This is a genomic window from uncultured Parabacteroides sp. (assembly GCF_905196875.1).
In the GTDB taxonomy this organism is placed as follows: domain Bacteria; phylum Bacteroidota; class Bacteroidia; order Bacteroidales; family Tannerellaceae; genus Parabacteroides.
This window is the reverse complement of the sequence record NZ_CAJJWO010000013.1, coordinates 61810-88536: the sequence shown is the minus strand read 5'-3', so window position 1 is coordinate 88536 and position 26727 is coordinate 61810. Positions and strand designations below refer to the sequence as shown.

14 protein-coding genes are annotated in these 26727 nt (G+C 40.3%); 12 read left to right on the top strand and 2 right to left on the bottom strand.

The window, feature by feature from the left end; genetic code table 11:
• Positions 1 to 264: 264 nt before the first annotated feature.
• The 6 genes from QZ076_RS07045 to QZ076_RS07020 all read left to right on the top strand — a co-directional run bounded on the left by QZ076_RS07045 (position 265) and on the right by QZ076_RS07020 (position 9607).
• Positions 265 to 837: a sigma-70 family RNA polymerase sigma factor gene (locus tag QZ076_RS07045; protein ID WP_293711732.1), complete on the top strand. Its 573-nt coding sequence runs from the start codon at positions 265 to 267 to the stop codon at positions 835 to 837.
• Between the two features lie 84 nt (positions 838 to 921).
• Positions 922 to 1935: a FecR domain-containing protein gene (locus QZ076_RS07040; RefSeq protein ID WP_293711729.1), complete on the top strand. Its 1014-nt coding sequence runs from the start codon at positions 922 to 924 to the stop codon at positions 1933 to 1935.
• Between the two features lie 157 nt (positions 1936 to 2092).
• A complete protein-coding gene (locus QZ076_RS07035) occupies positions 2093 to 5461 on the top strand; it encodes a TonB-dependent receptor (RefSeq protein WP_293711726.1) in 3369 nt (1122 codons plus the stop codon).
• Positions 5462 to 5485: 24 nt separating this feature from the next.
• Positions 5486 to 7021 (top strand): RagB/SusD family nutrient uptake outer membrane protein, encoded by a 1536-nt coding sequence (locus QZ076_RS07030; RefSeq protein WP_293711723.1) that lies wholly within the window; start codon positions 5486 to 5488, stop codon positions 7019 to 7021.
• Positions 7022 to 7188: 167 nt separating this feature from the next.
• A complete protein-coding gene (locus QZ076_RS07025) occupies positions 7189 to 8997 on the top strand; it encodes a DUF6259 domain-containing protein (protein ID WP_293711721.1) in 1809 nt (602 codons plus the stop codon).
• Between the two features lie 82 nt (positions 8998 to 9079).
• On the top strand, positions 9080 to 9607 hold the full coding sequence (locus tag QZ076_RS07020; protein WP_293711718.1) for a 3'-5' exonuclease: 528 nt from the start codon (positions 9080 to 9082) through the stop codon (positions 9605 to 9607).
• 146 nt (positions 9608 to 9753) lie between these two features.
• Here the strand turns inward: QZ076_RS07020 and QZ076_RS07015 are convergent, their stop codons facing one another.
• Positions 9754 to 10944 (bottom strand): dicarboxylate/amino acid:cation symporter, encoded by a 1191-nt coding sequence (locus QZ076_RS07015; protein WP_293711715.1) that lies wholly within the window; start codon positions 10942 to 10944, stop codon positions 9754 to 9756.
• A complete protein-coding gene (gene nhaC, locus QZ076_RS07010) occupies positions 10913 to 12379 on the bottom strand; it encodes a Na+/H+ antiporter NhaC (RefSeq protein ID WP_293711712.1) in 1467 nt (488 codons plus the stop codon). Before nhaC ends, QZ076_RS07015 begins: the two co-directional genes overlap by 32 nt.
• 226 nt (positions 12380 to 12605) lie before the next feature.
• On the opposite strand from nhaC, the gene QZ076_RS07005 reads away from it, so the two are divergent.
• From QZ076_RS07005 to QZ076_RS06980, 6 genes are all read left to right on the top strand, one after another.
• A complete protein-coding gene (locus tag QZ076_RS07005) occupies positions 12606 to 13604 on the top strand; it encodes a FecR family protein (protein WP_293711709.1) in 999 nt (332 codons plus the stop codon).
• A 122-nt stretch (positions 13605 to 13726) separates the two neighbouring features.
• Entirely contained in the window at positions 13727 to 17152 is a 3426-nt protein-coding gene (locus QZ076_RS07000; protein WP_293711706.1) for a TonB-dependent receptor, read from the top strand.
• 14 nt (positions 17153 to 17166) lie between these two features.
• Positions 17167 to 18783 carry a RagB/SusD family nutrient uptake outer membrane protein gene (locus tag QZ076_RS06995; RefSeq protein ID WP_293711703.1) on the top strand — a complete coding sequence of 539 codons (1617 nt, stop codon included), beginning with the start codon at positions 17167 to 17169 and terminating at the stop codon, positions 18781 to 18783.
• A gap of 364 nt (positions 18784 to 19147) precedes the next feature.
• Positions 19148 to 19708, top strand: coding sequence for an RNA polymerase sigma-70 factor (locus QZ076_RS06990; RefSeq protein ID WP_293711700.1), 561 nt, complete (start codon positions 19148 to 19150; stop codon positions 19706 to 19708).
• Positions 19709 to 19886: 178 nt separating this feature from the next.
• A complete protein-coding gene (locus QZ076_RS06985; protein WP_293711697.1) occupies positions 19887 to 22772 on the top strand; it encodes a hypothetical protein in 2886 nt (961 codons plus the stop codon).
• A 6-nt stretch (positions 22773 to 22778) separates the two neighbouring features.
• Positions 22779 to 26240 carry an SUMF1/EgtB/PvdO family nonheme iron enzyme gene (locus QZ076_RS06980; RefSeq protein ID WP_293711694.1) on the top strand — a complete coding sequence of 1154 codons (3462 nt, stop codon included), beginning with the start codon at positions 22779 to 22781 and terminating at the stop codon, positions 26238 to 26240.
• Positions 26241 to 26727 lie beyond the last annotated feature (487 nt).

Here is a 26727-nt window from a genome sequence, read left to right as displayed (position 1 = left end):
TAAAGGATATGGTAGCCCGGTACGAAGAATGGGAGAAAGACTATATGGTCGTTCCCCGACCAAAGTAATACCTTGCGTTTTTCAATATATGTAAATTTAGAAAGACTCCCGGTTGTTTTAGGAAGCATGTGTTCCTGCTAGCCGGGAGTTTTCCGGTTTGTATAAAAAAGGTATAATCTTATCGAGAATGAAATAAATCGGTTTGCAGATGAATAACATTTTTTATTTTCTATATTTGTGACTTGAAAAAGGAAACAGGAAAGCATGTTGGAGGAGAGACGATTATTGAAAGAGTTAACCGAAGGATCAGAGTTAAGTTTTAATACTCTGTATAATCTTTGGGCTTCCAGGCTTTATTGTTTTGCGTTTTCTTATTTGAAATCAGACAGTGCAGCGAAAGATGTGGTACAGGAAACGTTTGTGAAAATTTGGACGAATCGAGCCGGTATAAATCCGGATACATCATTCAAGGCCTATTTGTTTACTATCTCCTATCATTTTTTATTGAAAGAACTTCGTCGTCAATTGAATCATCCGCAAATGGAACATTATCTGGACTTTAAAAAAGATATTATTTCGACAGATGATATAGAAGCGAAATATGATTTTGATCTTTTTTTGAAAGAATTGGAAATCGCCAAACTAAAATTGACGCCCCGGCAAAGAGAAATATTCGTTTTGAATAAGGAATATGGTCTATCTATTGCAGAAATAGCCTCTCGGCTATCTATAACAGAGCAAGTTGTACGCAACCAACTTTCTGCAGCTTTGAAACTTCTACGTAGTGAGCTATCGAATAATTCTTATCTGTTTATACTATTTACGATCTGTTTTTAAAAGATGTTTTATAGCATATAAAAAAGGATGTTATAAATTCAGTGTTTAGAGATATAACCCATAAACAAACGAAATCCTTGCTTTATGGGTACATCAATAAATAGAAAACTGAAAGACTGGTTTGCGAAATATCAGGTTGAACAAATCAGCCGGGAGGAGTTTCGTGAACTGAGACAAGAGGTTAATAACTATACTGATGAGGAACTTTTTCCTGTTTTATTGGACAGTTGGAACAATTCAAAGTATAATAAAACTTTATCACCGGAGGATGCGCAAGATATATTACTTCGTATTCGTAGGGATATAGCAACATCTCCGGCCTCGGTAAAGAAAATAAGAACGTTTAATTTGAGACAGATCGCTGCGACCGTCGCATTGTTTGTTCTGGGTAGTTTATCTCTATATTTATATATAGATAACCGGAATATAACCCTGTTGGCTGACCGGATAATGGAGGTAAAAGTAGGAAAAGGGGAACGAGTCTCAATCACTTTACCGGATGGGACAGCCGTAAAACTTAATTCTGAATCGCTGCTTTCTTATAAGCAAGATTTTGGTAAAAAAGACCGACGGGTCTCTCTCTCTGGTGAGGGGTATTTTGAAGTCCGAAAAGATACACAAAAGAAGTTTGTAGTCAATACTGAGTTCATGGAGGTTGAGGTCACGGGAACATCATTTAATGTATATGCCTATTCTGATAAAGAAATGATGGAAATGGCATTGGTACAGGGGAGTGTAATCGTATCTTCGGTTCATCCTCCTTTTGAAAAAATAAATGTCGTTCCTAATGAGAAAGTTATTTATGATAAGAAAACTGGGAAGATGAAAAAAATTACATCCTCGAATATACTGGAAACAGCTTGGGTTAGTAAAGAGTTGGTGTTCAGATCCGAGCCTCTGGAGGAAGTATTGAAAAGGGTAGGACGTAAATATGGAGTATTCTTTGATATAGCAGATTCTTCTTTTATAAAAGAGACTTACACTGGTGTGTTTGATAAAGAAGAAATAGAAGACGTGATGAATATCTTGAGAATTCATTATGAGTTTGATTATAGGATAAAAGGTGATGAAATTCAAATTTTTGCGAATCGGAAATAAATTATTAATCTTAAAAATGACAATGATGGTAACATGAAAGAAAAAAAATATCCGGAAAGCGGGCAGGCTCTCCGGATAGATCGTCGAATTCAGTTCGAAAAGCTATGCGACAACATAGCAGTATAAATAACTAAAAGTCAACTTTAAATTTTTTATTATGAATGTAATTCAAAACTTGTTTAAGTTAAAGTGTAAAAGTACAAAATTTTGTAGAATCAATCTGTTTATTCTACTATGTTTTATCTTTTTAACTTCAATATCTGCTTATGCACAAACGGGGGACGTTAATTTGGAACTCAAAAATGTGACATTAGCACGTTTTCTTCAGGAAATAGAAAAGCAGTCAACTTATCGTTTTTCTTATAAAGATACAGATCTGGCGGAAAAAGAGCCTGTGACCGTTTCTGCGAAGAATCAATCTATTAAAAATTTGTTGACTGATATTTTAACTAAGCGTAATTTAGAATATCGGGTTTCTGGTAATAAAATTTTGGTGACGATATCCTCTGTACAGTCACAAAAATCAAATGTAAAAAGAAAGATTAGCGGAGTTGTTATAGATGAAAAAGGAGAACCTGTTATTGGTGCTAACGTTTCGGAAAAAGGAACAACCAATGGTACTATAACAGATATAGAAGGGCAATTTTCTTTAGAAGTAGGCGACAATAGTAATTTACTTGTATCTTATATAGGCTATAATAGCCAGGATTTGTCTGTGAGAGGAAAAGAAGTATTGAATGTTACATTAAAGGAAGATTCTCAAAAATTGGATGAGGTTGTTGTTGTTGGTTATGGCACTCAGAAAAAAGTTAATTTGACTGGGTCTGTAGCGAGTGTCAATGTCGAAGAAAAGCTACAGGGACGACCGATCTCTAATATTTCGAGTGGTCTTTCTGGATTAGTAGCCGGTTTGGATGTCAGACAATCTTCCGGGCAACCAGGAAAAGATGATGCTAGCATCAATATTCGTGGGGTAGGAACTTTGAATAACTCTTCTCCCATGATCTTGATTGATGGAATTATTGGTAGTTTAAATGATGTAAATCCGAGTGATATAGAATCTGTTTCTGTATTGAAAGATGCATCTTCGGCTTCTATATATGGTTCCCGTGCGGCAAATGGTGTTATACTTATTACTACAAAAAAAGGGAATAGAGGACGAATTAAAGTTTCGTACAGCGGTCTGTTTTCAAGGCAAGAGGCTACAAATCTATTCGATGTAGTCAGTGATTATCCGACAACGGCCAGATTGACAAATGAGGGGTACAATAATGTATCTCCAGGAAGTATACCTGTTATTCCTGAATCTACAATTGAAGAGTGGGAAGTTCATCGGAATGATCCGATCTTGTATCCGAATACAAATTGGCTGAAAGCTATTTATAATCCTACTTGGCGAAAAGAAAATAATGTGTCTATCAGTGGAGGTAGCGATGCTTTCCTGTTCAATGTCGGACTGGGTTTTTTGAATAATGAGGGTATTTTAAAAGGTACCGGTTATGATCGTTATAATATCAAAGTTAATCTTGAATCGCAAATAAATAAATGGATCAAAGTCGGTTTAAATTCTAATATCCAATATAATGTATTGCGTGAAGCGTATGAAAGCGGTTATATTATGGCCTGTTTATCAAATTCTTCCCCCAGCACTTTACCTGTTCATCCGGATGGAAGATTTGGAGCAACAATGGCTCAGGGAGAGGATAATCAGGGTAATAATATGTTGGCATTCAATGACGGACGTTCCATAAAAACGGATGGTAGTAAATATATGGGTAAAATTTATATTATATATGAACCGATAAAAAATCTTGTTTTTGAAGGGAATTATGCATTGAATAATAACGCGGCTTTTACTAAAACGCAATTGCATTATACTCCAATGTGGAATTTTCAGACAGAATCAATTATTAGAAGTCCTTTCCCTGAGAATATACTTAATCAGATTACCAGTAAAGATCTGTGGCAATCGTTTTATGCTTCCGCTAAATATGATTTTACTTTAGGAGATAAACATAATTTTAAAGTGTTGACAGGCTTTAATACTGAAAAGTTTCGCCAAGATTATTCTTTGATTGGAAAAGGTGGAATGCCTGACTTTGACGAATTTCAGATTAATTTATCAACATCTTCTCCTTGGGCGAACGGTTGGGCGGAAGAATGGTCTTTGGTTTCTTGGTTTGCCCGTTTGAATTATGATTATATGGGTAAGTATCTGTTGGAAGTTAATGTGCGAAGTGATGGCTCTTCCCGATTTTCAGAAGATTATCGCTGGGGAACGTTTCCGTCTTTTTCTTTGGGCTGGAGAATCTCTGAAGAAAACTTCTTGAAAGATAATGTTAGTTTTATTGATAACCTGAAATTTCGCGTATCTTATGGCGCTTTGGGTAATAATAATATAGGTAATAACTATACATTTGCCAATGTTTATGCAATGGGAAATGGAGAGTCTTATGTCTTTGGACAGAATTTGGCTCAGGGGGCGGCTCCCTCCGGTGTCCCTAACAAATCTATTACATGGGAGAAAACAAAAATTACAAACTTAGGTATTGATTTTGGTTTTCTGAAAGATTTTGATGTAACATTTGATGTTTTTAAACGTAATACGGAAGGAATTTTGATAACTGCTCCTCTTCCCGGAGTGTTAGGTGGACTAGGAGCTCCTTATCAGAATCTGGCAAATGTGAAGAATAAAGGTTGGGAGTTATCATTGAATTATAATAAGAATATAAACCGTAAAGTTTCAGTGGGAGCAAACTTTAATATATCTCATGTTTCGAATGTTGTTTCTAAATATAGAGGTGGGGAACCCATTATCGGCGATAATACAATTATTGGTGATGGTTATGAATATGGAGCTTATTACGGTTTTGTCTGTGATGGTATATTTCGAACTCAAGTTGATATAGATAATCATGCTAAACAGAAATATGGGAACGAATTGGGAGACTTGATTTATCGTGATTTGGATAATAATGGAATAGTAGATGAAGATGACCGTACAGTAATAGGAAAGTCGACTCCGGATTATGTTTTGGGTTTGAATCTAACTGCTACTTATCGGAATTTTGATTTTTCAGCCTTATTTCAGTCTTTGTTAGGATATCAAGTATGGGGACAAGATTATTGGGATAATCCAAATGTCGGAAGAGGCCGTTCTTATCGGAGTAAATGGTTGGGACGTTGGACTCCTGAGAATATAAATGCTGAATTACCTCGTCTGACTGCAGATTACCAAGGAAATACAATAGCTTCTGATTTCTGGTTGCAAAATGCAAACTATGTGCGGTTGAAGAATGTACAGGTTGGATATACATTCCCTAAATATGCTTTGTTTCAGAAATGGGGTGTTGAACATTTGCGTTTGTTTGTGAGTGGAGAAAATTTGTTGACTTTTACAAAATATGATGGGTTGGACCCTGAAACAGCATCAACAAGTGCTCAACGTTATGATACGGAAGTCCGTATGGCTAACAACCATCCTAATGTAAGGCAATTTACTTTTGGTTTGAACCTGGTATTTTAATTAATTTGCTTAATAGAGAAAGTTATGAAAAAGATATTATTGTTTTTATCACTATTAGCAGGGTTATTTGTTTCCTGTGATGATTATCTGACTAAATACCCTTTGAATTATGTTGACGAATCGAATTTTTGGAAAACTAAGGAACATGCAATTCAGGGGGTAACGGCTGTATATGCTTCTTTACAATCTGTATATGGAAATTATGTATTGAATGATATGTATACTCCAATAGCGGATGAAACCTCCAACGGGGATATGAATCTTGGTCTTCACACAGCCCGGAATGGTTCGTTTAAAGATAAATGGGAGATATTGTACCGCGGGATCAACAGAGCAAATGTGGCGATGGAGAAAGTGGTTGATATCAATATGGATCAGGCATTGAAAGATCGTCTGATCGGTGAATGTAAATTTCTACGTGCGCTATATTACTTCAATTTGATTGATTTTTGGGGAGATGTCCCTTTGTATTTGGAAGAAATAACGGTGCAGAACGCAGTTAAAGGACGTACGCCAGTAGAAGAGGTCAGAAATGCGATTATTAAAGATCTGGATGATGCAATAAAGGTCTTGGATGTAAAATATGAAACATCTGATGCTGGACGCGCGACGAAAGGTGCTGCTATTGCTTTGAAAGGCAAGGTTTATCTGTATGCCGGAGAATATCAGAAAGCAGTTGAAACTCTGGAAGATTTAGTAAATAATCCGGATACATATCAGTATGGTATATTGGATAATTATGCAGATGTGTTTGATTATCATAATAAGAATAATAAGGAAGTTGTATTTGATGTACAATATTTAGGTCCAAAAACCGGAGAGGGCGGTTCTTTGGATTATTTATTAGGAAATTTGTCCTGTAATGGAACAGGAAGTACCAATACATCATGCCCTACAGTTGAACTTCTAGATTCGTATCTTTGTACGAATGGTTTACCTATAACTGATCCGGCTTCGGGATACGATTCAAACAATCGTTATCAGAATCGGGATAAGCGTATGGATATTACGGTGATGCGTCCCGGCACGAAGTTTAAAGGACTAGATTATGTTTTCCCGTTACAGGCAGGAGACTTTGTGAAAGGTAGAACGCGTACCGGCTTGATGTGGAGAAAGTATGTGGTAGAAGATGAGGGGTCAGCCTGGGGGGATGATAATCAGAATTATATAGTTATCAGATATGCTGATGTATTATTGATGTATGCGGAAGCAAAGAATGAAATATTGGGTGAACCGGATGCAAGTATTTATAATATACTGGATCAGATTCGAGAAAGAGCAGGTGTAAAAGGTCTTTCCCTTTTGTCTAAATCAAAAGAAGAAATGCGACAACTGATTAGAAATGAGAGAATGATTGAGTTGGCTGGTGAAGGAATTTATTATTCTGATATCCGTCGTTGGAAAGTTGCTGCATCCATGCTGAATGGGCGTGCATTTAAAAATCTGTTAGGAGAAGTTTATATGACCAGGGTCTTTGATGAGAAAAAGCATTATTTGTGGCCTATCCCTCAGACAGAAATGGAAATGAATAAGGCACTGATACAAAATCCGGGTTTTTAATGTTGAATGGAGTTTTATATAGAACATAGAAAATGTATCTGAGATTATCAATATTGATAATAGTCTTATGCGCTTGTATCCAGTGTCATAATAAACCGTATGATTGTTTTACTCTGGATTGCAATGAACATGGTTCTATTGTCAGTTTTACGGAAAATGTCTCAAATATGAAATGGAGACCTTCTTCTTTCCCTTTATACGATATTGGGAGAGAGGAAGGAATTTCTCCTTCATTGGCGGTTGAGCGTATAGATGAATGTAGTTATCGGTTATCATTAGTCCTTAGAAATAATGGAAATGATTCTGTTTCGGTAGAGCCACGGTTCCCTGTAATAAAGGATTGGAATGTGGAAGGAGGAAATTCAGATGAAATTTACCAGCTGTTTCCTCGTCAGGGAGAGATGGCCAATAATACGGATAGTATTTCTTATTCTGAGATTTATAGTGGTAATTTCCCTTTCCAGTTTATGGATATTTATCGGATGGGTCATGGAGGTCTGATGTTACAGACATTGGATATTTCAAATTATCCGAAAAAGTATTTTTTAGAAAGGAATAAAAATGTTTTGAGTATGGGTGTGATATATCGGGCAAAGATATTAGCTCCTGGTGAATCATGGACGTTGCCTCCGGCGGAACTGAAAGTACATAAAGGTGATTGGCATGAGGCTTTTAATGAATATAGAAATTGGTTATCTGCTACTTTAAAGCCAGTGACAGTCCGGAAGGATTGGTTTCGTGATGTGTATAATTTTCGTCAGACATTCCTTTATAATAATAGCGGGGAAATAGGTGCACACGATCTGAAAACGGGTAAGGTGGATTTAATTTCAAAAGTAACCGAATCGCTTGAAGCTTTTGGCGGAGTAGATTATCTTCATTTGTTTGATTGGGGACAAACTCCGGATCAGGGCCGTTGCGGTGATTACGCTCCATGGTGCTATTTGAATAAAGCTGAATTACAAGCACAGATAAAGCAAGTAAAAGCTTTGGGTATACCGGTTGGACTTTATCATGAAGGCTATTTGTTGTCGCCAGAGTCTGAGGTCTGTAAAGAATATGGTGTAGATTGGCAAATGCTGGATACACATTTGAGAAGGTATGCCCGTTTTGGTGATGGATATTATTATCCTTGTCCGTTGGTCGGGGAATGGAGGGAATATATCGCTAACACTGTAAAAAGATCCTCGGAAGAGTTGGAGGCCAATGGTGTTTATATCGATCAGTTTGGATTCGGCTGGCAATATGGTTGTTATAATCCGACCCATGGGCATGATGTTCTTCATACTTCTGTGAATAGTGAGATGCAGGTGTATGCGGAAGCTGGATTAATGAACCATATCAAGAGTAAAATTTCAGAAGATGTAGTTACATATACGGAAGAATGCTCGACAGATATTTCAACCCAGTATCAGGATGGTAGTTTTACCTATGCGATATGTCAGGGGCGTGATTCTGCAAGGCATAATCCTTCTGTTGTTAATTTGGCAAGGTTTGCATTTCCAGATTATAAATTGTTTGAGATTTTACATATTGATGATCCTATTGGACATGATACAATAGGTATAAAACATGTATTTTTTAATGGAGAAGGTATTTGGCTTTCCGGTCCGTTAAGTGATCCGAAGTGGTTCCCGGAAGACGTGAGACAAACAATAAGGAAATGTTATTCAATACTTAAAGCTCACAAAGATGCTTTTCGGTCAATGCAACCAATACCTTTGGTTGATACGACACAGCCGGATTTCATATATGCAAATTATTTTCCTACGGAAAAAAAACGTGTCTGGACGTTGTTCAATGCTTCAGATCATCTTTATGAAGGAGAGGTTTTAGAAGTGGAAACGGTGGAAGGTGGTCAATTTTATGATGCATGGAATGAGCAAGTCATTGAACCGGTGGTGAAGGATGGTAAAGCTATTATTCGGATAAAGTTGTATCCCAAAGATGTAGGTTGTGTTGTTCAAATATTGTAATTAAAAAGGTCGTATTCCATTTAGGAATACGGCTTTTTCTTTATGGAATACTTACCTTTGCATACATTTTAGTGAATTTAATATGGAACGCTTCGCCGCAATAGATTTTGAGACTGCCAATGGGAAACGTAGTAGCGTATGTAGTGTCGGGGTTGTTATTGTTGAAGACAATCAAGTTATCGATCAGGTATACAGCCTGATCCGCCCTTATCCGAATTACTATACACAGTGGACTACTGCAGTACATGGACTTACGCCAGCCGATACGAATGATGCCCCCGATTTTGAAGAAGTATGGGCAAAGATCGCCCCTAAAATAGTCGATCTGCCCCTGGTGGCCCATAACAGCCCTTTCGATGAAGGATGTCTGAAAGCCGTACATGAAACGTATGAACTCGCCTATCCGAAATATCAGTTCTATTGCACCTGCCGCCTGTCGCGGAAGATGTATCCGTTTCTGGTGAATCATCAGCTGCATACGGTGGCCGCCCATTGCGGGTACGATCTCAAGAACCATCACCATGCGATGGCGGATGCTTATGCATGTGCACATATCGCTATCACTATGATGCGGGAGAAGAATGTAAATACTTTGCAGGAACTATTATAACGACTTTTCAAAAACACCTGGGTGTAAATTAGTTTAGACCTAGGTATAAATCGATTTAGAGGTAGGTGTAAATTAAATTATACCTACCTCTGTTTATTTTATCATCAGGAAGACTCCCGGATATTATAAGGATGTTTGAAATGAATCTATTCGATCGTTTGGACAGACGGTTGTTGTTTCCCCGCAATCTTATCTACCACTATGGCGATAGCTCCGTCGCCGGTTACGTTGCAGGCCGTACCGAAACTGTCCATCGCGATATATAAGGCAATCATCAACGCCTGCAACGTCTCGTTGAAACCCAGCATACTTTGCAGTAACCCCAGTGCGGCCATGATTGCTCCCCCCGGAACTCCCGGAGCAGCTACCATCGTAATTCCCAGCATCATAATAAAACCGGCAAGAGCGGAAAAAGTAACCGGCTCTCCTGCCATATACATGATAGCCATGGCACAGGCTGTTATTTTCATCGTACTGCCGGAAAGATGAATAGTCGCACATAGTGGGACAACAAAAATAGCGATCGTTTCCCGGACACCATTTTTGACTGTTTGTGCCAGTGTAACCGGGATCGTGGCGGCTGACGATTGTGTGCCTAACGCGGTAGCATAAGCAGGCAGCATATTTTTTAATAGGCGGAATGGGTTCTTGCCGCTGACAGTTCCTGCAATGGTAAACTGGATAATTAAAAGTAGCACATGCAGTATGAATATCACGACAATCACTTTCAGGAACATCGTTATAATACTCATCACTTGTCCGCTGACTGTCATATTCAAGAAGATACCGAAAATATGCAGGGGAAGCAAAGGGATAATAACCGCTTCGATCAGAATGATAATGATCTTCTGGAAGTCGTTGAATGCCTCACGCAAAGCATTCCCGTTGATATAAGAAAGTCCCAGCCCGATCGTAAATGATAGTAGCAAGGCGGTCATTACATCCATTAAAGGTGGCATACCTACTGTGAAATAAGGAGTCAGCATAAAATCTTCCGGATTCTCCATTGCTGTAAGCTCCGTATTGACCGGTAAGATATGTGGGAGTATCGCCGAACTGCTGAAGAACGTGAAGAATCCTGAGAATATCGTCGATCCATATGCTATCAGTGCCGTAATGGCTAGTAGTTTCCCTGCTCCTTTCCCCAAGTCTCCTATGGCTGGTGTTACCAGTCCCAGAATGATAAGGGGGATGGAGAACGAAAGGAAATTCCCGAATAACGAGTTGAAGGTTACAAAGATACGCGCGATACCATTCGGCAGAAACTGACCGAACAACACACCGGCAGCGATGGCAATGACTACTTTAGTCAGTAGCGATACTTTCAGTTTTTTCATTTATCCGTTTGATTTTATACCCGATGGCGGCAACTGTGATGCTCATTAACGGGCTGATTAGATTAAAGAAACAATAAGGTAAATATGTAAGAGTGGCTACACCCAAAATGGTAGCCTGCGTCATACCGCAAGTGTTCCAAGGGATAAGGACGGAAGTCACCGTTACCGAGTCTTCCGTGGTACGGCTTAACAGGCGGCTTTCATATCCCTTTTTTTGATAAATATCCTTGAACATGTTCCCCGTAAGGATAATCGAAATATATTGGTCGGCCGTACAGATATTCAAAAACAGTCCGGAAGCAACTGTTGAAGCAACCAACCCGACTGTCCGTTTCATAAAGCGGATAAATACGGAAGTAATGCTTCCCAGCATTCCGCTGGCCGTCATAGCTCCTCCGAAACACATCGCGCAAATAATCAGCCAGATCGTATTCATCATGCCGCTCATACCACGAGTGGATACCAGATCGTTCAATTCCGGATTCCCTGTTTGTATTTGTGTACTTCCGTAGAAGGTCATGATCAACCCCTTAAATTGTGATTGCATATCCTGTATCGGTAGACCTGATATCTCCTGCAACAGATGAGGTTGAAAGAATAATGCGAACACGCCTGCCAGAGCCGTTGAAATAAACAAGGTGATGATAGAAGGTATACGTTTGGCAATCAGGATGCCGGTTATGACTGGAACGATCAATAGCCATAGGGAGATATCGAATGTTTCCTTTAATGAAGCTGAATATCTGGCAATCTGGTCCGTCGCGGTTGCTTCATGTGTCAATCCGGCTACGGTAAAGATAATCAGTGTGATCAGTATGGACGGCACTGTCGTGATCATCATATATTTAATATGTTTGAATAACGGAGTATCGGTCACTGACGAAGCCAAAATTGTTGTATCTGAAAGCGGAGATATTTTATCTCCGAAATAGGCCCCGGAGACAATTGCTCCTGCAATCCATCCATCTTCAAACCCTTGCGCCTGTCCGATCCCTAAAAGAGCGATACCGATGGTTGCTATTGTTGTCCATGAACTTCCCGTCATAACGGAGACGATCGCGCAAATAATACAAGTCGACGCCAGAAAGAAACTCGGATGAATGATCTGCATGCCATAATAGATCAATGTCGGAACCACTCCACTTATCATCCAGCTGCCCGATAATGCTCCGATAATCAGCAGAATGATCAAAGCCGTAGCCACCCCTGTGATATTATTGATCATCGCCAGTTCGATCGTTTTCCACCGCACTTTACTATATCCCATAGCGATCAAACAACAAACGGCTGTAGCCGTGAGTAAAACGACCTGGCTTCCTCCGCTCAGAGCATCACTGCCGAAGGTACGGATAGTGACAAACAGGAGCGCAACCAATACAAGTATGGGTACTAGTGAGAGTAAGGGCGAAGGTATCTTAGTAGGAGTATGATCCATTATAAATAAGTGCTTATGAATTTTGAATGCAAAAATACGGAAAAATAATGTACATATAATGCTCGGCTTTTCATTTTATAATGGCTTTTGAAGACTTTGCTAGTATTAACATTCAGATAAATATTCAGGATTTATATAAAAAATATAAACACTGATATACCCGCCTTGCTCTTTTTTGCGCCTTTAATTAATGAGTGGGTAAACTCCTGCTTTTTAATTGAAGAAAATGGATCAAATAGATAATTATATACAATCTTTTCTGAACGGCTCTTTGGATGCTGAGGGACATGCTGCGTTACGGCGATGGATTAAGGCAACGCCGGAGAATAGAACATATTTTCATGATACTGTAAGTATTTGGAAAGCTACCGGTGTAATGGCTAATGCGGATGACTTTGATCTGGAGAAAGCAATCGGCAAGTTTAATAAAGAAGCCAAGCCTGCGAAACAGATGGATTATTACCGTCGTGTATTGAGAATGTCAGCTGCTGCAATCATTATTCTGTTATGTGGGATTTCTTCGTTATTTTTTTTATGGCAATCGGAGAGAACTGCTTCGGAGATGGTCGGTGAATATAAAGAATATGTCGTAGAAGTTCCGGACGGAGCAAAATCTAAAATAACATTTCCGGATGGTTCTGTTGTCTGGCTGAATGCCGGGAGTAAGGTGAAGTATGACTCGAATTTTGCAAAGGAATCAAGAAATGTGGAGTTGTTGGGTGAAGGCTATTTTGAAGTAAGCAAAAATAAAGAATTACCCTTTGTGGTGAATACCGGGAAATTAACAGTGAAGGTTCTCGGTACTAAATTCAATCTAAAATCTTATGAAGAAGACTCAGAGGTGAAAGTAACCCTCAAAGAGGGAGCGGTAAAGGTTGGAGATTTTCCGACCGATGCCGCCCCGGTCGTGCTGAAGCCCAACCAGCGCTTTACTTATAAGAAAATAAACCAGTCAATGCAGGTCGATTCTGTAGATGCCAGCCATATTGAAAACTGGCGTAATGGAGCAATGACGTTTGAAAGAGTTTCTCTGGGAGATATTACGAAAGAATTGAAACGCCAATATGATATACCTATTCAGATAGAAAACGAATCTCTGAGAAATATCGTTTACTATTCGGATTTTCAGGAGAATGTAACCATTGAAAAGGTGTTGGAAATATTGTCCTCCGGTAATAAATTCAGATATGAGGTAAAACCGGGGTTGATCAGAATTTATAATTAACATAGGTCTAATTTAAAGTAAATGTGAATGAAAGAAGAGTGAATGTAACCGTTGGCTGAAAAAGTAGAAAACAGCCATTATTTGTCGAGTATTTTAAAAGTTAAATCTTAAACAAGTGAAGTATGAAAAAAACATTTAGAAAATCTGTTCAGGACTTATTGGCTACAAGAGCTGGACGCCTGGCTAATCTGGCCGGTGTATTTCTTGTTGCCGGAACGCTTACATTGAGCGCAAGTACGTATGCGACTGAACATATGCTTTCCTTAAATCTCAAGAATGCCACGATCCGCGAAGCTATTGAATCGATTAAGAGTCAAAGCGAATTTTCATTCAGTCTGGATGTCAAAGATCTGAATCTGGACGAAAAGGTGTCCGTATCATTGGACAACAAATCTATCAATGAAGTATTGGCTGTCTTGTTTAACGGACGGAATGTTCGTTATGAAATCAACGATCGCCATATTGTAATTACCCGTATAGGGCAAACCGGACCTGTTGCAGGTGTGCAACAGCAGACAAAGAAGGTTACAGGAACGATTCTTGATCCGAACAACGAACCGATCATCGGTGCGAATGTGGTTGTCAAGGGGACGACGATCGGTACTGTGACGGATGTGGACGGCAAGTTTGAACTGGATATTCCGGCAGGCGCAACTTTGCAGATTTCTTATATCGGATATATTGAACAAGATATTGCGGTAGGAAATAAATCTATCTTGTCTGTTATAATGAAAGAGGATTCGCAGGCCCTTGACGAAGTAGTGGTGGTAGGTTTCGGTACACAGAAGAAATTGAACCTGACCGGAGCTGTAGCTGCTGTTAGTGGTGAAGAAATGACTAAACGTCCGGTAGTGAACCCGAGTACGATGCTTCAGGGACAAATCCCGGGTGTGCGTGTAACACAGGGATTAGGACAGCCTGGTAGCGAGAGTGTGTCGATCCGTGTTCGTGGTCAAGGTACATTTTCTTCTGCAGGTTCCGACCCGTTAATTTTGATTAATGGGGTACCTGGAGATTTAAACAGTCTCGATCCTAGTGTCATTGAATCTGTTTCCGTTTTGAAGGATGCCGCATCTGCCTCTATTTATGGAGCCCGTGCCGCAAATGGTGTTATCCTGGTAACGACTAAACAGGGTGCCGGCGATCAGAAAACTAAGATTGCTTATCACGGCAATTTAGGTATTCATACACCGACACGTATGTTTGACCTTGTCACTAATTCTGCCGAGTATATGGAATTGGCGAATCTGGCTAAAACAAATTCCGGTTTAGGAGATAAATATCCGCAGGAAGAAATTGATAAATATCGTGCATCGAATGGAGCGGATCCTCAATATCCGAGCTTCGACTGGATCGATTACATGTTTAATCCGGCATTGGTGCAGAACCATAACTTATCGTTGGCCGGTTCTTCTGAAAAGTCTACCTATAATGTGTCATTGAACTATGTGAATCAGGAAGGTACATTGCGTGGTTTTAATTATAAGAAATATAACATGACTATCGACCTGACTTCCCAGGTGACTAATTGGATGCGTGTAGGTACTTATGCCAGCATGATGCATGGAAATAAAATGCAGACACGCCAAAGTCAGGATGACGCACTGCTCTCTACTTTGTCTCAGGCTCCGACTTATATGCCTTGGTTGCCGGATGACGGTTCCGGCGTTACAAGATGGACAAATTCGGCTTATGATTATGAATCGCATAATAAGAATATGCCGGGTATCATCGGAACCGGAACAAACAAACCTAATCTGGATTTTGATATTAATGCTCAGATTTGGGCTGAGATCAAGTTATACAAAGGACTTACCTGGTATACAAAAGGGGCAGCCCGTCTGTATTCCAATAAATGGAAAGACTGGAGAGGAAAACCTGAACCTCTTTATATGTACCATACCGGTGAAGAGAAAGGTCAGTTGGATAAAGGTGGTATCGGTCTGGAAGAAGAAGACGAACGTCTGTTCTATACCAACCTGTATACTTATTTGAAGTATGATTATACCTCTCCGAATAAAGATCATAGCTTTTCAGTAATGGCAGGTTATAGCCAGGAAAATGAAAAATATCAGTCTATTAAGGCTTATCGTCGTGATTATCCGTTCAATTTGCCAACTCTGGATGCCGGTGGTAAAACCGGTATGACCAATGGTGGTGATTCGGATAAAGGAAGTGAACGTGAATGGGCTTTGATGTCAGGTTTTGCACGTATCAATTATAACTATAAAGATCGTTATCTGGCAGAAGTGAATGCCCGTTATGATGGTTCTTCCAGAATTGCAAAAGATGGTCGCTGGGGATTATTTCCATCATTCTCTTTAGGCTGGCGTTTAACGGAAGAGGAATTTATTAAAAATGCAGATCTTTCCTGGTTGTCAAATGCCAAGGTCAGAGGTTCATGGGGACAGCTGGGTAACCAGAACATCGGTTATTATCCGTATCAGGCAATGATTGCAGGTGTCGATGCTTATCCTTTCGACAAAAAGAATGAATCGTTGGCTTATTCCCAGAAGGTGTATGCTAATCAGAATATTAAATGGGAAACTACTACTATTACTGATATAGGTGCTGATTTTCAGTTTTTACACCGTTTGAATGTAACATTCGACTGGTATAATAAAGTGACTAAGGATATTCTTCGCGGCTCACAGGTTTCTTATCTGTTAGGATTAGATGCTCCGACTGTAAACAATGGTACTTTGGAAAATAAAGGTATTGAATTGGCTGTAAACTGGAATGATGTAATCCAGAGTGGAACATTCAAAGGACTTGAATATAATGTCGGTTTCTATGTAGATCGTTCACGTAATAAATTGATCGATTTCGGTGATGTAGAATATAGTAATCATGGTATTCTTCAGGAAGGCTTACCTTATGGACAGTATTATATGCTGGAATGTATCGGAATCTTTGCTGATGAAAACGAAGTAAAGAGTTCGCCGAAACAGTTTACTGACGATACACAACCCGGTGACTTGAAATATCGTGATGTAGACGGTAATGGTAAGATTGACAACAATGACCGTGTGGCTATGGATGGTCGTTTCCCTGGCTTTGAATATTCAGTAAATGCGAGTGCTTCATGGAAAGGTTTTGATATTTCTCTGTTGGGACAGGGTGTTGCCGATAAGAAATATTATATCACAGACTGGGGAGTAGTACCTTTCAGACAGGGTTCAGCTCCAACCCGTGACTATCTGGCCGGTATGTGGACTCCTGAAAATCCGAATGGTGCGAAGCATCCGAAACTGTATTGGGATAATTTGGGTGGTGGAAAGAATACACGCGATAATACCTATTTCCTTCGCAATGCCTCCTATTTCCGTCTGAAAAACCTGACTGTTGGATATACGATTCCTAAGCAGTTTACAGATAAGATCAATATGTCCAGACTGAGAGTTTATTTCTCTGCCGACAATCTGGTTACTTTCACGAAGTTCGATGGATTGGATCCGGAACGTAGTAATAGCAGTAGTGGTGACGGACGTGCCGCTCAATATCCGCAAAACCGGATTGTGTCATTTGGTTTGAATGTTGAATTTTAATATGGATAGATAATATGAAACGATTAATAAATATATCATTAGCTGCCTTATTGTTGTTGGGTACGACTGCATGTGAAGATTTTTTGCAAAAAGATCCTCCTTCATCACCATCACAATCTATTTTCTGGCAATCGAAAGCTGAATTTGAATATGGCCTTGCTGCTTGCTACTCTGTCGTTTATGAATGGCCACAGTCTTTGGGTGAAATTCAGGCTTGTTTTGACAACTTGACCGATAACTCTTTGTGTCAGCATGATGAAACGACTTACGGTAAAACCAAGACAATGGCTCAGGGGGACATTACTCCTTTCTCTGATGGCTTTGTTTCAGATGTCTATAAAATATGCTATAAAGGAATAGGACGTGTACATCAGGTAATGACGCAATTGGAGGGCTATAAAGGTCCTGATATGTCTACCGAGGATCGTCAATTTATACTTGGACAATGCAAAGCTTTGAGAGGATATTATTATTATTGGTTGTACCAGTGCTATAAAGAAGTCCCTCTGGTAACTGAACTTCTTACGACTGATAATATGTATTTGCCGAAGGCTTCACGTGCCGATATTTATGCTCAGATAACAAAAGATTTCGATGAGGCGATCAGTGAATTACCTGATCTACCTTATTCGGATGGAAAGGTATCGGGCCGTATTACTCCGGCTGCCGTAAAGGTTCTTAAGGCTCGTTTGATGATAATGAATGCCTATGATGATAATGGTAATGCTGATGCAGCAAAGATGAAAGAAGTGGTTCCTTTGCTGGAAAGTATCAAAGGATACAGTTTGGCTGATAATTTCCGTGATAATTTTATTTCGTCGAAACAGCTGGCTAGTCCGGAAATCATTTTCTCTGTCAGATATTTATCTCCGAACAGAAATAATGATATAGACTTGTATTTCGGAGCATGGGCAACGAATATTGTTATGCGTAACCTGGTAGATGAATATGAATGTACGGATGGTTTGGAGTGGGGCAAATCTCCATTAACAGTGCCGGTTGACGAGTCGTTGATCAATACCAGCGATGGTTCATTGAAAGAAAAACAAAAGGCTGAACGCGAAAAGTTGTTCCAGAACCGTGATCCTCGTTTAGCTCAGACGATTGCCCATTCGGGTGTTCTTAACTTTCCGGAAAAAGATGATTTCCCCGATGAGGTTATAGCTTCCAACAGTCCTTCCGGATTTAGTATAATGAAATTGATCCAGCCATCAAAGACTTCTCCAGGTTATGATACAAATACCGATCCGGATGTCGTTCTGGTTCGTTATGCACATGTATTGTTGATGATCGCAGAGGCTGAGAATGAAGCCAATGGTCCGACAGAAAAAGCTTATAGCGCTATCAACCAGGTAAGAGACCGTTCAAAAATGCCTCCTTTGCCTGCTGGTTTAACAAAAGACCAGATGCGTGAACGTGTTCGTCATGAATGGCGTGTCGAAACAGCTTTTGAAGGATTACGTTATTTCCATATGAAACAATGGAAAACTTTACCCAAAGTGAACGATATGGTAGACCCGATGTATCAGACGAAATCAGTATTTAAACCTGAATTCTATTTCTGGCCATTGCCACAAGGTGAAATAGATAAGGCTGGTGGAGTTCTTGTTCAGGATCCTGCTTATAATTAATTGAAAATTTGAATTAAAAGGAGAGAAAAGCCCGGGATAGTGAATTTGCTTAATATCTTGGGCTTTTCGCTGATTAATAAGGTAATACCGGCTGATTTTACTGACTAAAAAAAACGTTCCTTTTTTTTAGTCATCCTTCATGGCTTTTGCGAGAAATTTAATATTTCCATAAAAGTACTAATAATCCGCAATATAGCTTGCATTTCAATTTGTAAAAATAATAATACAACCTTAAAAATATGATGACTAAAAAAAAGGAACGTTTTAACTAGTCATTTTATGATTCATGTGCTTTTTAAGAATGTTTATATATGCTGTTTTCTAGAAAGTTATGCGTTTACGGTGATAATGCCTTGTTAAGAATATGAAGGATGTTTTTGATAAATTTGCCGGGTTACAGCAAGGAGACTATAAAACTTTCGAGAATTTGTTTCGAAAATATTATGTCGTTCTTTGTTATGAAGCACGTTCATATATTGTAGAAAAACATATCATAGAAGAGTTAGTAGGAGACGTTTTCCGATGGCTATGGGAAAACAGGGAAACTGTGATCATCACGACTTCGATTAGAGCTTATTTAATCAGAGCTGTTCATAATGCATGTTTATCTTATCTCCGTCAAAATCAACCGGAGCATATCGAATTAGATAATGTAGCGGAGAAGAATACTCTTTTCTCGTTAGATGAGTCTCCACTCGATTATGTGCTTTCTAAAGAATTGATAGAACGAGTAAACAAAGCGGTTAAAGAATTACCTCCCCAATATAAAAGAGTTTTTGAACTCAGTAGATATAAAAATCTGACTTATGCAGAGATCTCAGAGGAAATGGGTGTTTCTGTCAATGCAGTGAAATTATATCAGAAGAAAGCGTTGGCACAACTTCGGCTGGCTTTAAGAGAGTATTTGCCGGCTTCTCTTGATTAACCAAATTGGCATAATTTGTTATTGTTTGGTTCTGATTATATTCAATTTAGTAGATTATTTGCTTTTTTGTGAACGAAAAGTAATATAGTCTCAAAATATAAATGCATCTTTGTTGCGATAAGGAGTGATCGCCCTATCGGTTGTCAGCTTGTTAACGCAACAACAATATATTATACTTATGAAAAAAATTCTAGTACTTCTAACTCTGTTGGGATTGTTGTATCCCAGCCAATCGTTTGCGCAGAACAGTATCAGGCTGTATCCTTATCAGATGACACCGTCTCATCATCCCGATTACTCCCGTTATCATGTGAAATCGCCGGATGCCTCTTTCTTCAATAATAAAATTCAGTTTATCGCTCTCCGTGATCTTTCGGGTGATTATAAACAGAAGCTCGATCAGTGGGTCGATAAAGACAAACTAGGGGATATCCTGTGGGTGTCTTATCCGCTGGTCTTTCAGGATAATCTGAAGGAGGTTGTTGGTGAGATTAAAAAAAGAAACCTTTATCTGTTTGATCTCTGGGGATATATACCCGGTTCGGGCCCCGGTGGGTATTGGACACAGTTCGTTATTCCCGACGGAGTGCTCGACCTGTTTGAATCGGAGTTGGGCGACCGTTGGTTGGGGATGGACAATGGAGAACAAGATGGACGTTATGTAGGAAGCTTCGCTCCCCGGATGTACCCTTTGGGAGCCGACCGTAAACAACAATACTTTAATTTTCAACGTCATTTTCAGGAAATGGGTGATCAGTTGGGAAATAAAATGGCAACTCTTGTTTCTCTGAACTTTGGCCATTATTTCCTGAAAGAGGGTATTTATACCTTGATTGGTGCCGAGACAGCTCAGGGATTACCTAATTCGCAGATATATTATTCGTTTATTCGTGGAGCCGGCAAACAATATGGTGTTAATTGGTTCGGTAATGCTTCTGTATGGAATCGATGGGGATATAAAACTTATGATTCGAATGCTACAAATATAGATGAAGATTATGAAAGCGGAGGCCCCCTGAAAGGAACTTCTCTGGGATTGTTGAAACGACTGATCTATACCCATCTGATGTATGATTGTGTGGCTGTTGGCTTTGAAGGATCTATGCGGATTGATAATAAGGGATTGAGTCCGATCGGTAAGATACAACAAAGTGCTGTTAAATGGGTAGATAAATATGGTGATCCGGGTGTTATGTACATTCCGGTAGCTTTGATGACTGATTTCTTTTCCGGCTGGTCGTTTCCGCGTCATTTGTACTCCAGACAAGCTTATAAGGTATGGGGAAATCTTCCTTATGAATTGCCGGATTATCTGACTGATGCCATGCTTGATATTTTATACCCTGGTTATCAGGATGCCTCTTATTATAAAGATGAAAGGGGTTTTATTACTCCGAATCCTTATGGTGATATTGCCGATTGCTTGATGAGCGATGCCCCTTTGTGGGTATTGAAGCAATATCCGGTATTGGTCATTGCAGACGAACTCCGTCCGGGTAAAGAAATTAATGATAAACTGAACGCTTATGTCAATCAAGGCGGGCACCTGGTTATTACTGCCGGTTCTTTAAAGAACATGCCGGATGGAATAGCCGGTATCCAAGTCGGAGAAAAAACTATGGTATGTACTGCTCCGGTAGCATTTAAAGGACAAGTATTGACAGAGCGTGCTCCTTATACGCTGGCTGAATTGATCTACCCTGCATCAGCAACGGTATTGCAAAAGAGTAACGAACTTCCGGCTGCTATCGAGCTGAATGCCGGAAAAGGGAAGGTTACTGTTATCGCCTCTCTTTATGGTGTTGCAGAACAGCCGCAATGTGAATTACCTGTAAAAGTGATGGAAGAAAAGCCATTGGACAAACCGTATCCGATACTTAACCATACGAAAGCATTAATGGAAGATATTTTTGCTTCTATGCAACTGTTTGAAACCAATCCGGAATTAAGTCTTGTTACCTGTTCCAGAGGAAATGGTGAATACACTGTTCTGATCTCCAATGAGTCTTGGGAACCGAAAAGTTTTTCGATCGGAACGAAGACAGGAAAGATCTTATCCATTAAAGAATTGCCGACAGATTGTTCGGAAATGAAAGCGATAGGTTATACTCCGAAAGTTATGTTGAATACATCGTTTGGAAAGAACACCTCTAATACGATAGCCGGTGGAAATGTCCGTATTTTCCGTGTTCGTCTGAATGAGGAGGCAGAAGTGACAGTTATGCCGGAAAGTACCCCGGTTCCGAATACTAGCGGACGGGCACTTGTTTTACGTAATATCCTCGATATAAAAGAGGAAATCCTTTCACGCCCAACCTTCTTCGAACATTATGATCGTGTTGTGATCGACTGGCGTTATCTGCATAATAAAGAAAAAGAGGCATTGAAGTATGAGGCAGGTTGGCTGGGACGGCAGAAATTGAAAATAACCGTCGACTTGACTTCCGGTCTGAACCTGTATCCGGATTTGAGAATTGTAAACAACGATCCTTCATTCTATGAGAAGAGTATGGAAATCATGAAAGGCATTATAGATAAAATGGAGATATTAAGTGCTGATGAATTGTTGATATCTACTCAGCGAACCATAGAGAATAATTACACGATGGAACAGTTCTATGCCTCTTTGAAAGAGTCTTTCCGGATTTTATCCGATTATGCAGCAAAGAAAAATATTCGTTTGTTGTTGAGACAATCAGTTTCCCGCACACCTGATACAATAGAAGGCCTTCAGAAACTGGTGGAAGAGGTGAATCGTCGGAACTTTACGCTGGTACCTGCACTGTCATTGCTATTGAATGATGAAACGGATCTGGATGCTGATCTCGCCCGTTTGAAGCAGATGGAAATTAAAGATATTCTTATTTCGGCTCCGGAAAAAGATATTCACGATCAATTATGGAACCCAAATACTCCGATATATAAATCCGGCAAAGCAACGATCATCCGTAAGATACTAGCTGCATTTCCGCAGGTAAATTACATTATGGATGGTCTGTATACTTCACAGGATGAAGAATATATGGATGCGAAAGAAATGGACGAGTTTATAACTAAATACTAATCATTTATGTGGAAAAAATTATTAATTACAGGCTGTGTAACCTTCAGCTTGCTGAGTGGGGGAGCTCTATCGGCACAACCTAGTTGTGAGACAAAACAGGAGGTTACCTCCGAGCAACTTGACAAGACACAAAAAGGGCTGGTTGCTATGATGAAAGAGTTGAAAAACGACTCTTATTTTCAGACAGAACTGGATAAAGCCGCCTCTCTGTCTACGCCATCCAAACAAATGGAAGCATATAAAAATCTTGCTTCCCGTTTGCTTTCTGTTCTGGAGATACAGGCTGAACTCGAATGGATGAAGCCGGAAGCTATTCAGGAAGCTTTGGATATCATGAAAAAAAGCTCTGGTTTTGATTCTGCACTGGCAGATAAACGTTTTAATGAATTGAAATCATTGCTTGCCGGAGGCTTCGACGGAGTATATTCTTGTGATCAGCAGGCTATTGATAATGCCAACAAAGCGTTGGTATTGAAACGTAAGTTATTGCTGATGAGTCCGGATGTGAATGTGGACAAGATGTTGACGGTTAAATTCGATCTGACTGGAAGAGCGAATTATGTAGGAGCCGGAAGTTTAGGAATTCAGCCGAATAACTGGTCGAACCTTAGTTCTGCCAGTCGTAACAATTTTAAAGCACAACTGATCGAATTGTCAGGTCTGAAAAGTGGCGACTTGACTGAAAAGGTACTTTATAAACCGGCAGTGGATGGCTCTTCGGTTACTGATTTGGTCTTGAACTGGGATGGGCAAAGGGTGATGTTTACTGCTTTGGATTCGACCCGTAGATGGCAGGTTCATGAATTGAACCTCGATAAAGGGGATACCCGGCAAGTAACCAATATCCCTGAACCGGATCTGGAGTTCTTCGATGGAACTTATCTGCCGGATGGGCGTATGCTGGCAATTTCTAATATCGGTTATCAGGGTGTACCTTGTGTAAACGGTAGCGATGCGGTAGGTAATATGGTGTTATATGATCCCAATAACGGTGATTTGCGTCGTTTAACATTCGATCAGGATGCAAACTGGCATCCAATCGTAATGGCGAATGGTAAAGTAATGTATGTCCGTTGGGAATACACCGACCTGACGCACTATTTTTCCCGCATCGTGATGCATATGAATCCTGACGGAACAGAACAGAAATCGCTTTACGGTAGTGGTTCCATGTTCCCGAACAGTATTTTCGACGTGCAACCGCTACCGAAGAAAACGAACCGCTTTGTGGGGGTTATCTCCGGTCATCACGGTGTAGCACGCTCTGGTCGTTTGATGATCTTCGATCCCGCAAAGAGTCGTAAAGAAGAAAAGGGGATGATACAGGAATTGCCGTTCCGTGGCCGTCCGATCATTCCGGAGATAAAAGACGAGTTGGTAAACGGCGTATGGCCGCAGTTCATTAAACCCTATCCGTTGACCGACGAAACCTATCTGGTGACAGCAAAACTATCTCCGTATAGCCGCTGGGGTATCTATCTGGTAGATATCTACGATAACCTGACATTGATAGCTAATGCCGACGATGCCGGTATGATATACTCTGTTCCGGTAAAGAGCACCCCAGTTCCTCCTGTCATTCCCGATCGTATCAAACCGAATGAAAAGGAAGCTACCATATTCATCCAGGATATTTATGAAGGAGAAGGATTGCGGGGTGTGCCGCGCGGGGAAGTGAAATCTTTCCGTGTCTATGCCTACGAATATGCTTATCGCAGAACGCTTTCCGATCATTATAACAATGGTGTTCAGGCAGGATGGGATCTGAAACGCCTGCTGGGGACTGTTCCGGTGGAGGAAGACGGTTCTGCTATCTTTAAAATTCCTGCCAATACCCCCGTGTCTCTTCAACCGCTCGACGCGGACGGACGTGCCGTGCAATGGATGCGTAGCTGGGTAACCGGTATGCCGGGCGAAATCGTTTCGTGTGTAGGTTGTCACGAAGACCAGAATACGATCCCGGTTCCTAAAAGAACATTAGCTTCGACCCGTAAACCGCATGAATTGAAGATTGCCGAAGGTGGTGTCCGCTCTTACACCTTCAAATACGAAATACAGCCCATTCTAGACCGTGCTTGTGTGGCTTGCCACGACGGAAGCAAAGCCGGGCGTCCCAACTTTAAGGATACCACCTCGGTAGGTATTACCGACTGGAGCGGTACGCGCTATTTCCAGAAGAGCTATCTGGCTTTCCATCCTTACGTAAACCGTCAGGGGCCGGAAGCCGATATGTATGTTATGAGTCCTTACGAGTATCATGCCTCCACTAGCGAGGTTGTCCGGATGCTTGAACGTGGTCACTATAATGTGAAACTAACCGACAATGAATGGGATCATCTGAACATGTGGATAGACATGAATGCTTCGGGACGTGGTGAGTTTGATGCAGATCCGCTGGATGGCTACGACCAGTATGCACGCCGTATCGAACTGACGAATAAATATGCCAACAACGCCGGTGCAGACTGGCGCAAAGAATTGGCCGATTATGCCGGTTACCTGAAAGGCAAAGGTGAGATCCGTCCGGAACTGCCGGCAAAGGTGGTGCCTGTCGTTCATAAAGATGTGAAACTGAAAGGCTGGCCATTGTCTGCCGACGATATTCAGAAGATTCTATCCAAAGAAACATCCCTGCGGAAAGAGATAGAGGTGGCCGATGGTGTGAAGATCGCTTTCGTTCGCGTCCCGGCCGGCAAGTTTGTGATGGGCTCCAATAAAGGTTATCCTGATCAGACTCCTGAATTTAAGGCAGAGGTAAAACAAGGTTTCTGGATGACAGAGAAAGAACTGACCAATGCGCAGTATAACGCTCTGGTACCGGATCACGACAGCCGTATCTATGCACAGCATTGGAAAGATCATACCACCCCCGGTTATCCGGCCAACAAGCCGAACCAGCCGGTTATCCGTGTCAGCTACGATGAGGCTATGCAATACTGTAATATGCTTTCGGAAAAGACCGGATTAAAAGTAACGCTTCCTACCGAAGTGCAGTGGGAGTGGGCTTGCCGTGGTGGTAGCGACCAACCTTTCTGGTATGGTGGAATGGATGCTAATTTTGGTCCGTATGAAAATCTGGCTGATGTACAGTTGGAAAAGATGGCCGTTACAGGTATTGATCCGCAACCGATGGAAAAAGATAATCCATGGTTCCCGTATTACAATTACATGCCGAAGATCGAAACCGTAAACGACGGTATGATGATTCCGACCGACGAGTATAACTATAAAGCAAACCCGTTCGGCTTGATCAATATGCACGGAAACTTGCAGGAATGGACTCGTTCGCTGTATGCTCCTTATCCTTACAGCGATAAATCGCAGGCAACAGTCAATACCAGACAGGTCGTAGCACGCGGAGGTTCCTGGGTAGATCGTCCGAAAGATGCCACCGCAACCGCCCGCCGGGTATATCTGCCTTGGCAGCGTGTTAATAATGTGGGGTTGCGTTTGATCATAGAAGACTGAAAATAAAGATATATCTTTTCGAAACAAAATAAGGGACTTCCATTGGCGGAGGTCCCTTATTTTGTTTTTAAAACAGCATGTGTTTCTTATATAGTAATTGTTTATTTCTTAATAAAAAAGATGTGTTATTTTATGTATAAATTACGTAGTTCTACTGGAACTAAGGTTGATAATATGTTGCAAATATATAAACAAATATAATACAAACAAATTTTAACCTGATTTTTTGCAAATTATTTAGTAGGTCCCGAAATCTATAATAAAAATACGATCTTATGGGCGAATATTTCATGAATTTAATTTTGAAATACTTGTTTTGATGTCTTGTAATTATTAGTTCCAGTAGAACTATGTTGCTTTTCGTTATTGTTTAATTTGTAAAATAAAACAATGACTGGTGGGTTTATAATAAAATCAAAGTTTGGTTTGATGATATTTTTAGATCTAGAATATAGGTAAATAAACAATTAATTATTTAAATTCATGA

Excerpts from the sequence above, each read along its gene's own strand:
- QZ076_RS07025 (WP_293711721.1), top strand. The coding sequence starts at position 7,189 with ATGAAATGGAGACCTTCTTCTTTCCCTTTATACGATATTGGGAGAGAG.
- QZ076_RS07020 (WP_293711718.1), top strand. The coding sequence starts at position 9,080 with ATGGAACGCTTCGCCGCAATAGATTTTGAGACTGCCAATGGGAAACGT.
- QZ076_RS07045 (WP_293711732.1), top strand. The coding sequence starts at position 265 with ATGTTGGAGGAGAGACGATTATTGAAAGAGTTAACCGAAGGATCAGAG.
- QZ076_RS07015 (WP_293711715.1), bottom strand. The coding sequence starts at position 10,944 with ATGAAAAAACTGAAAGTATCGCTACTGACTAAAGTAGTCATTGCCATC.
- QZ076_RS07005 (WP_293711709.1), top strand. The coding sequence starts at position 12,606 with ATGGATCAAATAGATAATTATATACAATCTTTTCTGAACGGCTCTTTG.
- QZ076_RS06985 (WP_293711697.1), top strand. The coding sequence starts at position 19,887 with ATGAAAAAAATTCTAGTACTTCTAACTCTGTTGGGATTGTTGTATCCC.
- QZ076_RS06990 (WP_293711700.1), top strand. The coding sequence starts at position 19,148 with ATGAAGGATGTTTTTGATAAATTTGCCGGGTTACAGCAAGGAGACTAT.
- QZ076_RS07000 (WP_293711706.1), top strand. The coding sequence starts at position 13,727 with ATGAAAAAAACATTTAGAAAATCTGTTCAGGACTTATTGGCTACAAGA.
- QZ076_RS06980 (WP_293711694.1), top strand. The coding sequence starts at position 22,779 with ATGTGGAAAAAATTATTAATTACAGGCTGTGTAACCTTCAGCTTGCTG.
- nhaC (WP_293711712.1), bottom strand. The coding sequence starts at position 12,379 with ATGGATCATACTCCTACTAAGATACCTTCGCCCTTACTCTCACTAGTA.
- QZ076_RS06995 (WP_293711703.1), top strand. The coding sequence starts at position 17,167 with ATGAAACGATTAATAAATATATCATTAGCTGCCTTATTGTTGTTGGGT.
- QZ076_RS07035 (WP_293711726.1), top strand. The coding sequence starts at position 2,093 with ATGAATGTAATTCAAAACTTGTTTAAGTTAAAGTGTAAAAGTACAAAA.
- QZ076_RS07030 (WP_293711723.1), top strand. The coding sequence starts at position 5,486 with ATGAAAAAGATATTATTGTTTTTATCACTATTAGCAGGGTTATTTGTT.
- QZ076_RS07040 (WP_293711729.1), top strand. The coding sequence starts at position 922 with ATGGGTACATCAATAAATAGAAAACTGAAAGACTGGTTTGCGAAATAT.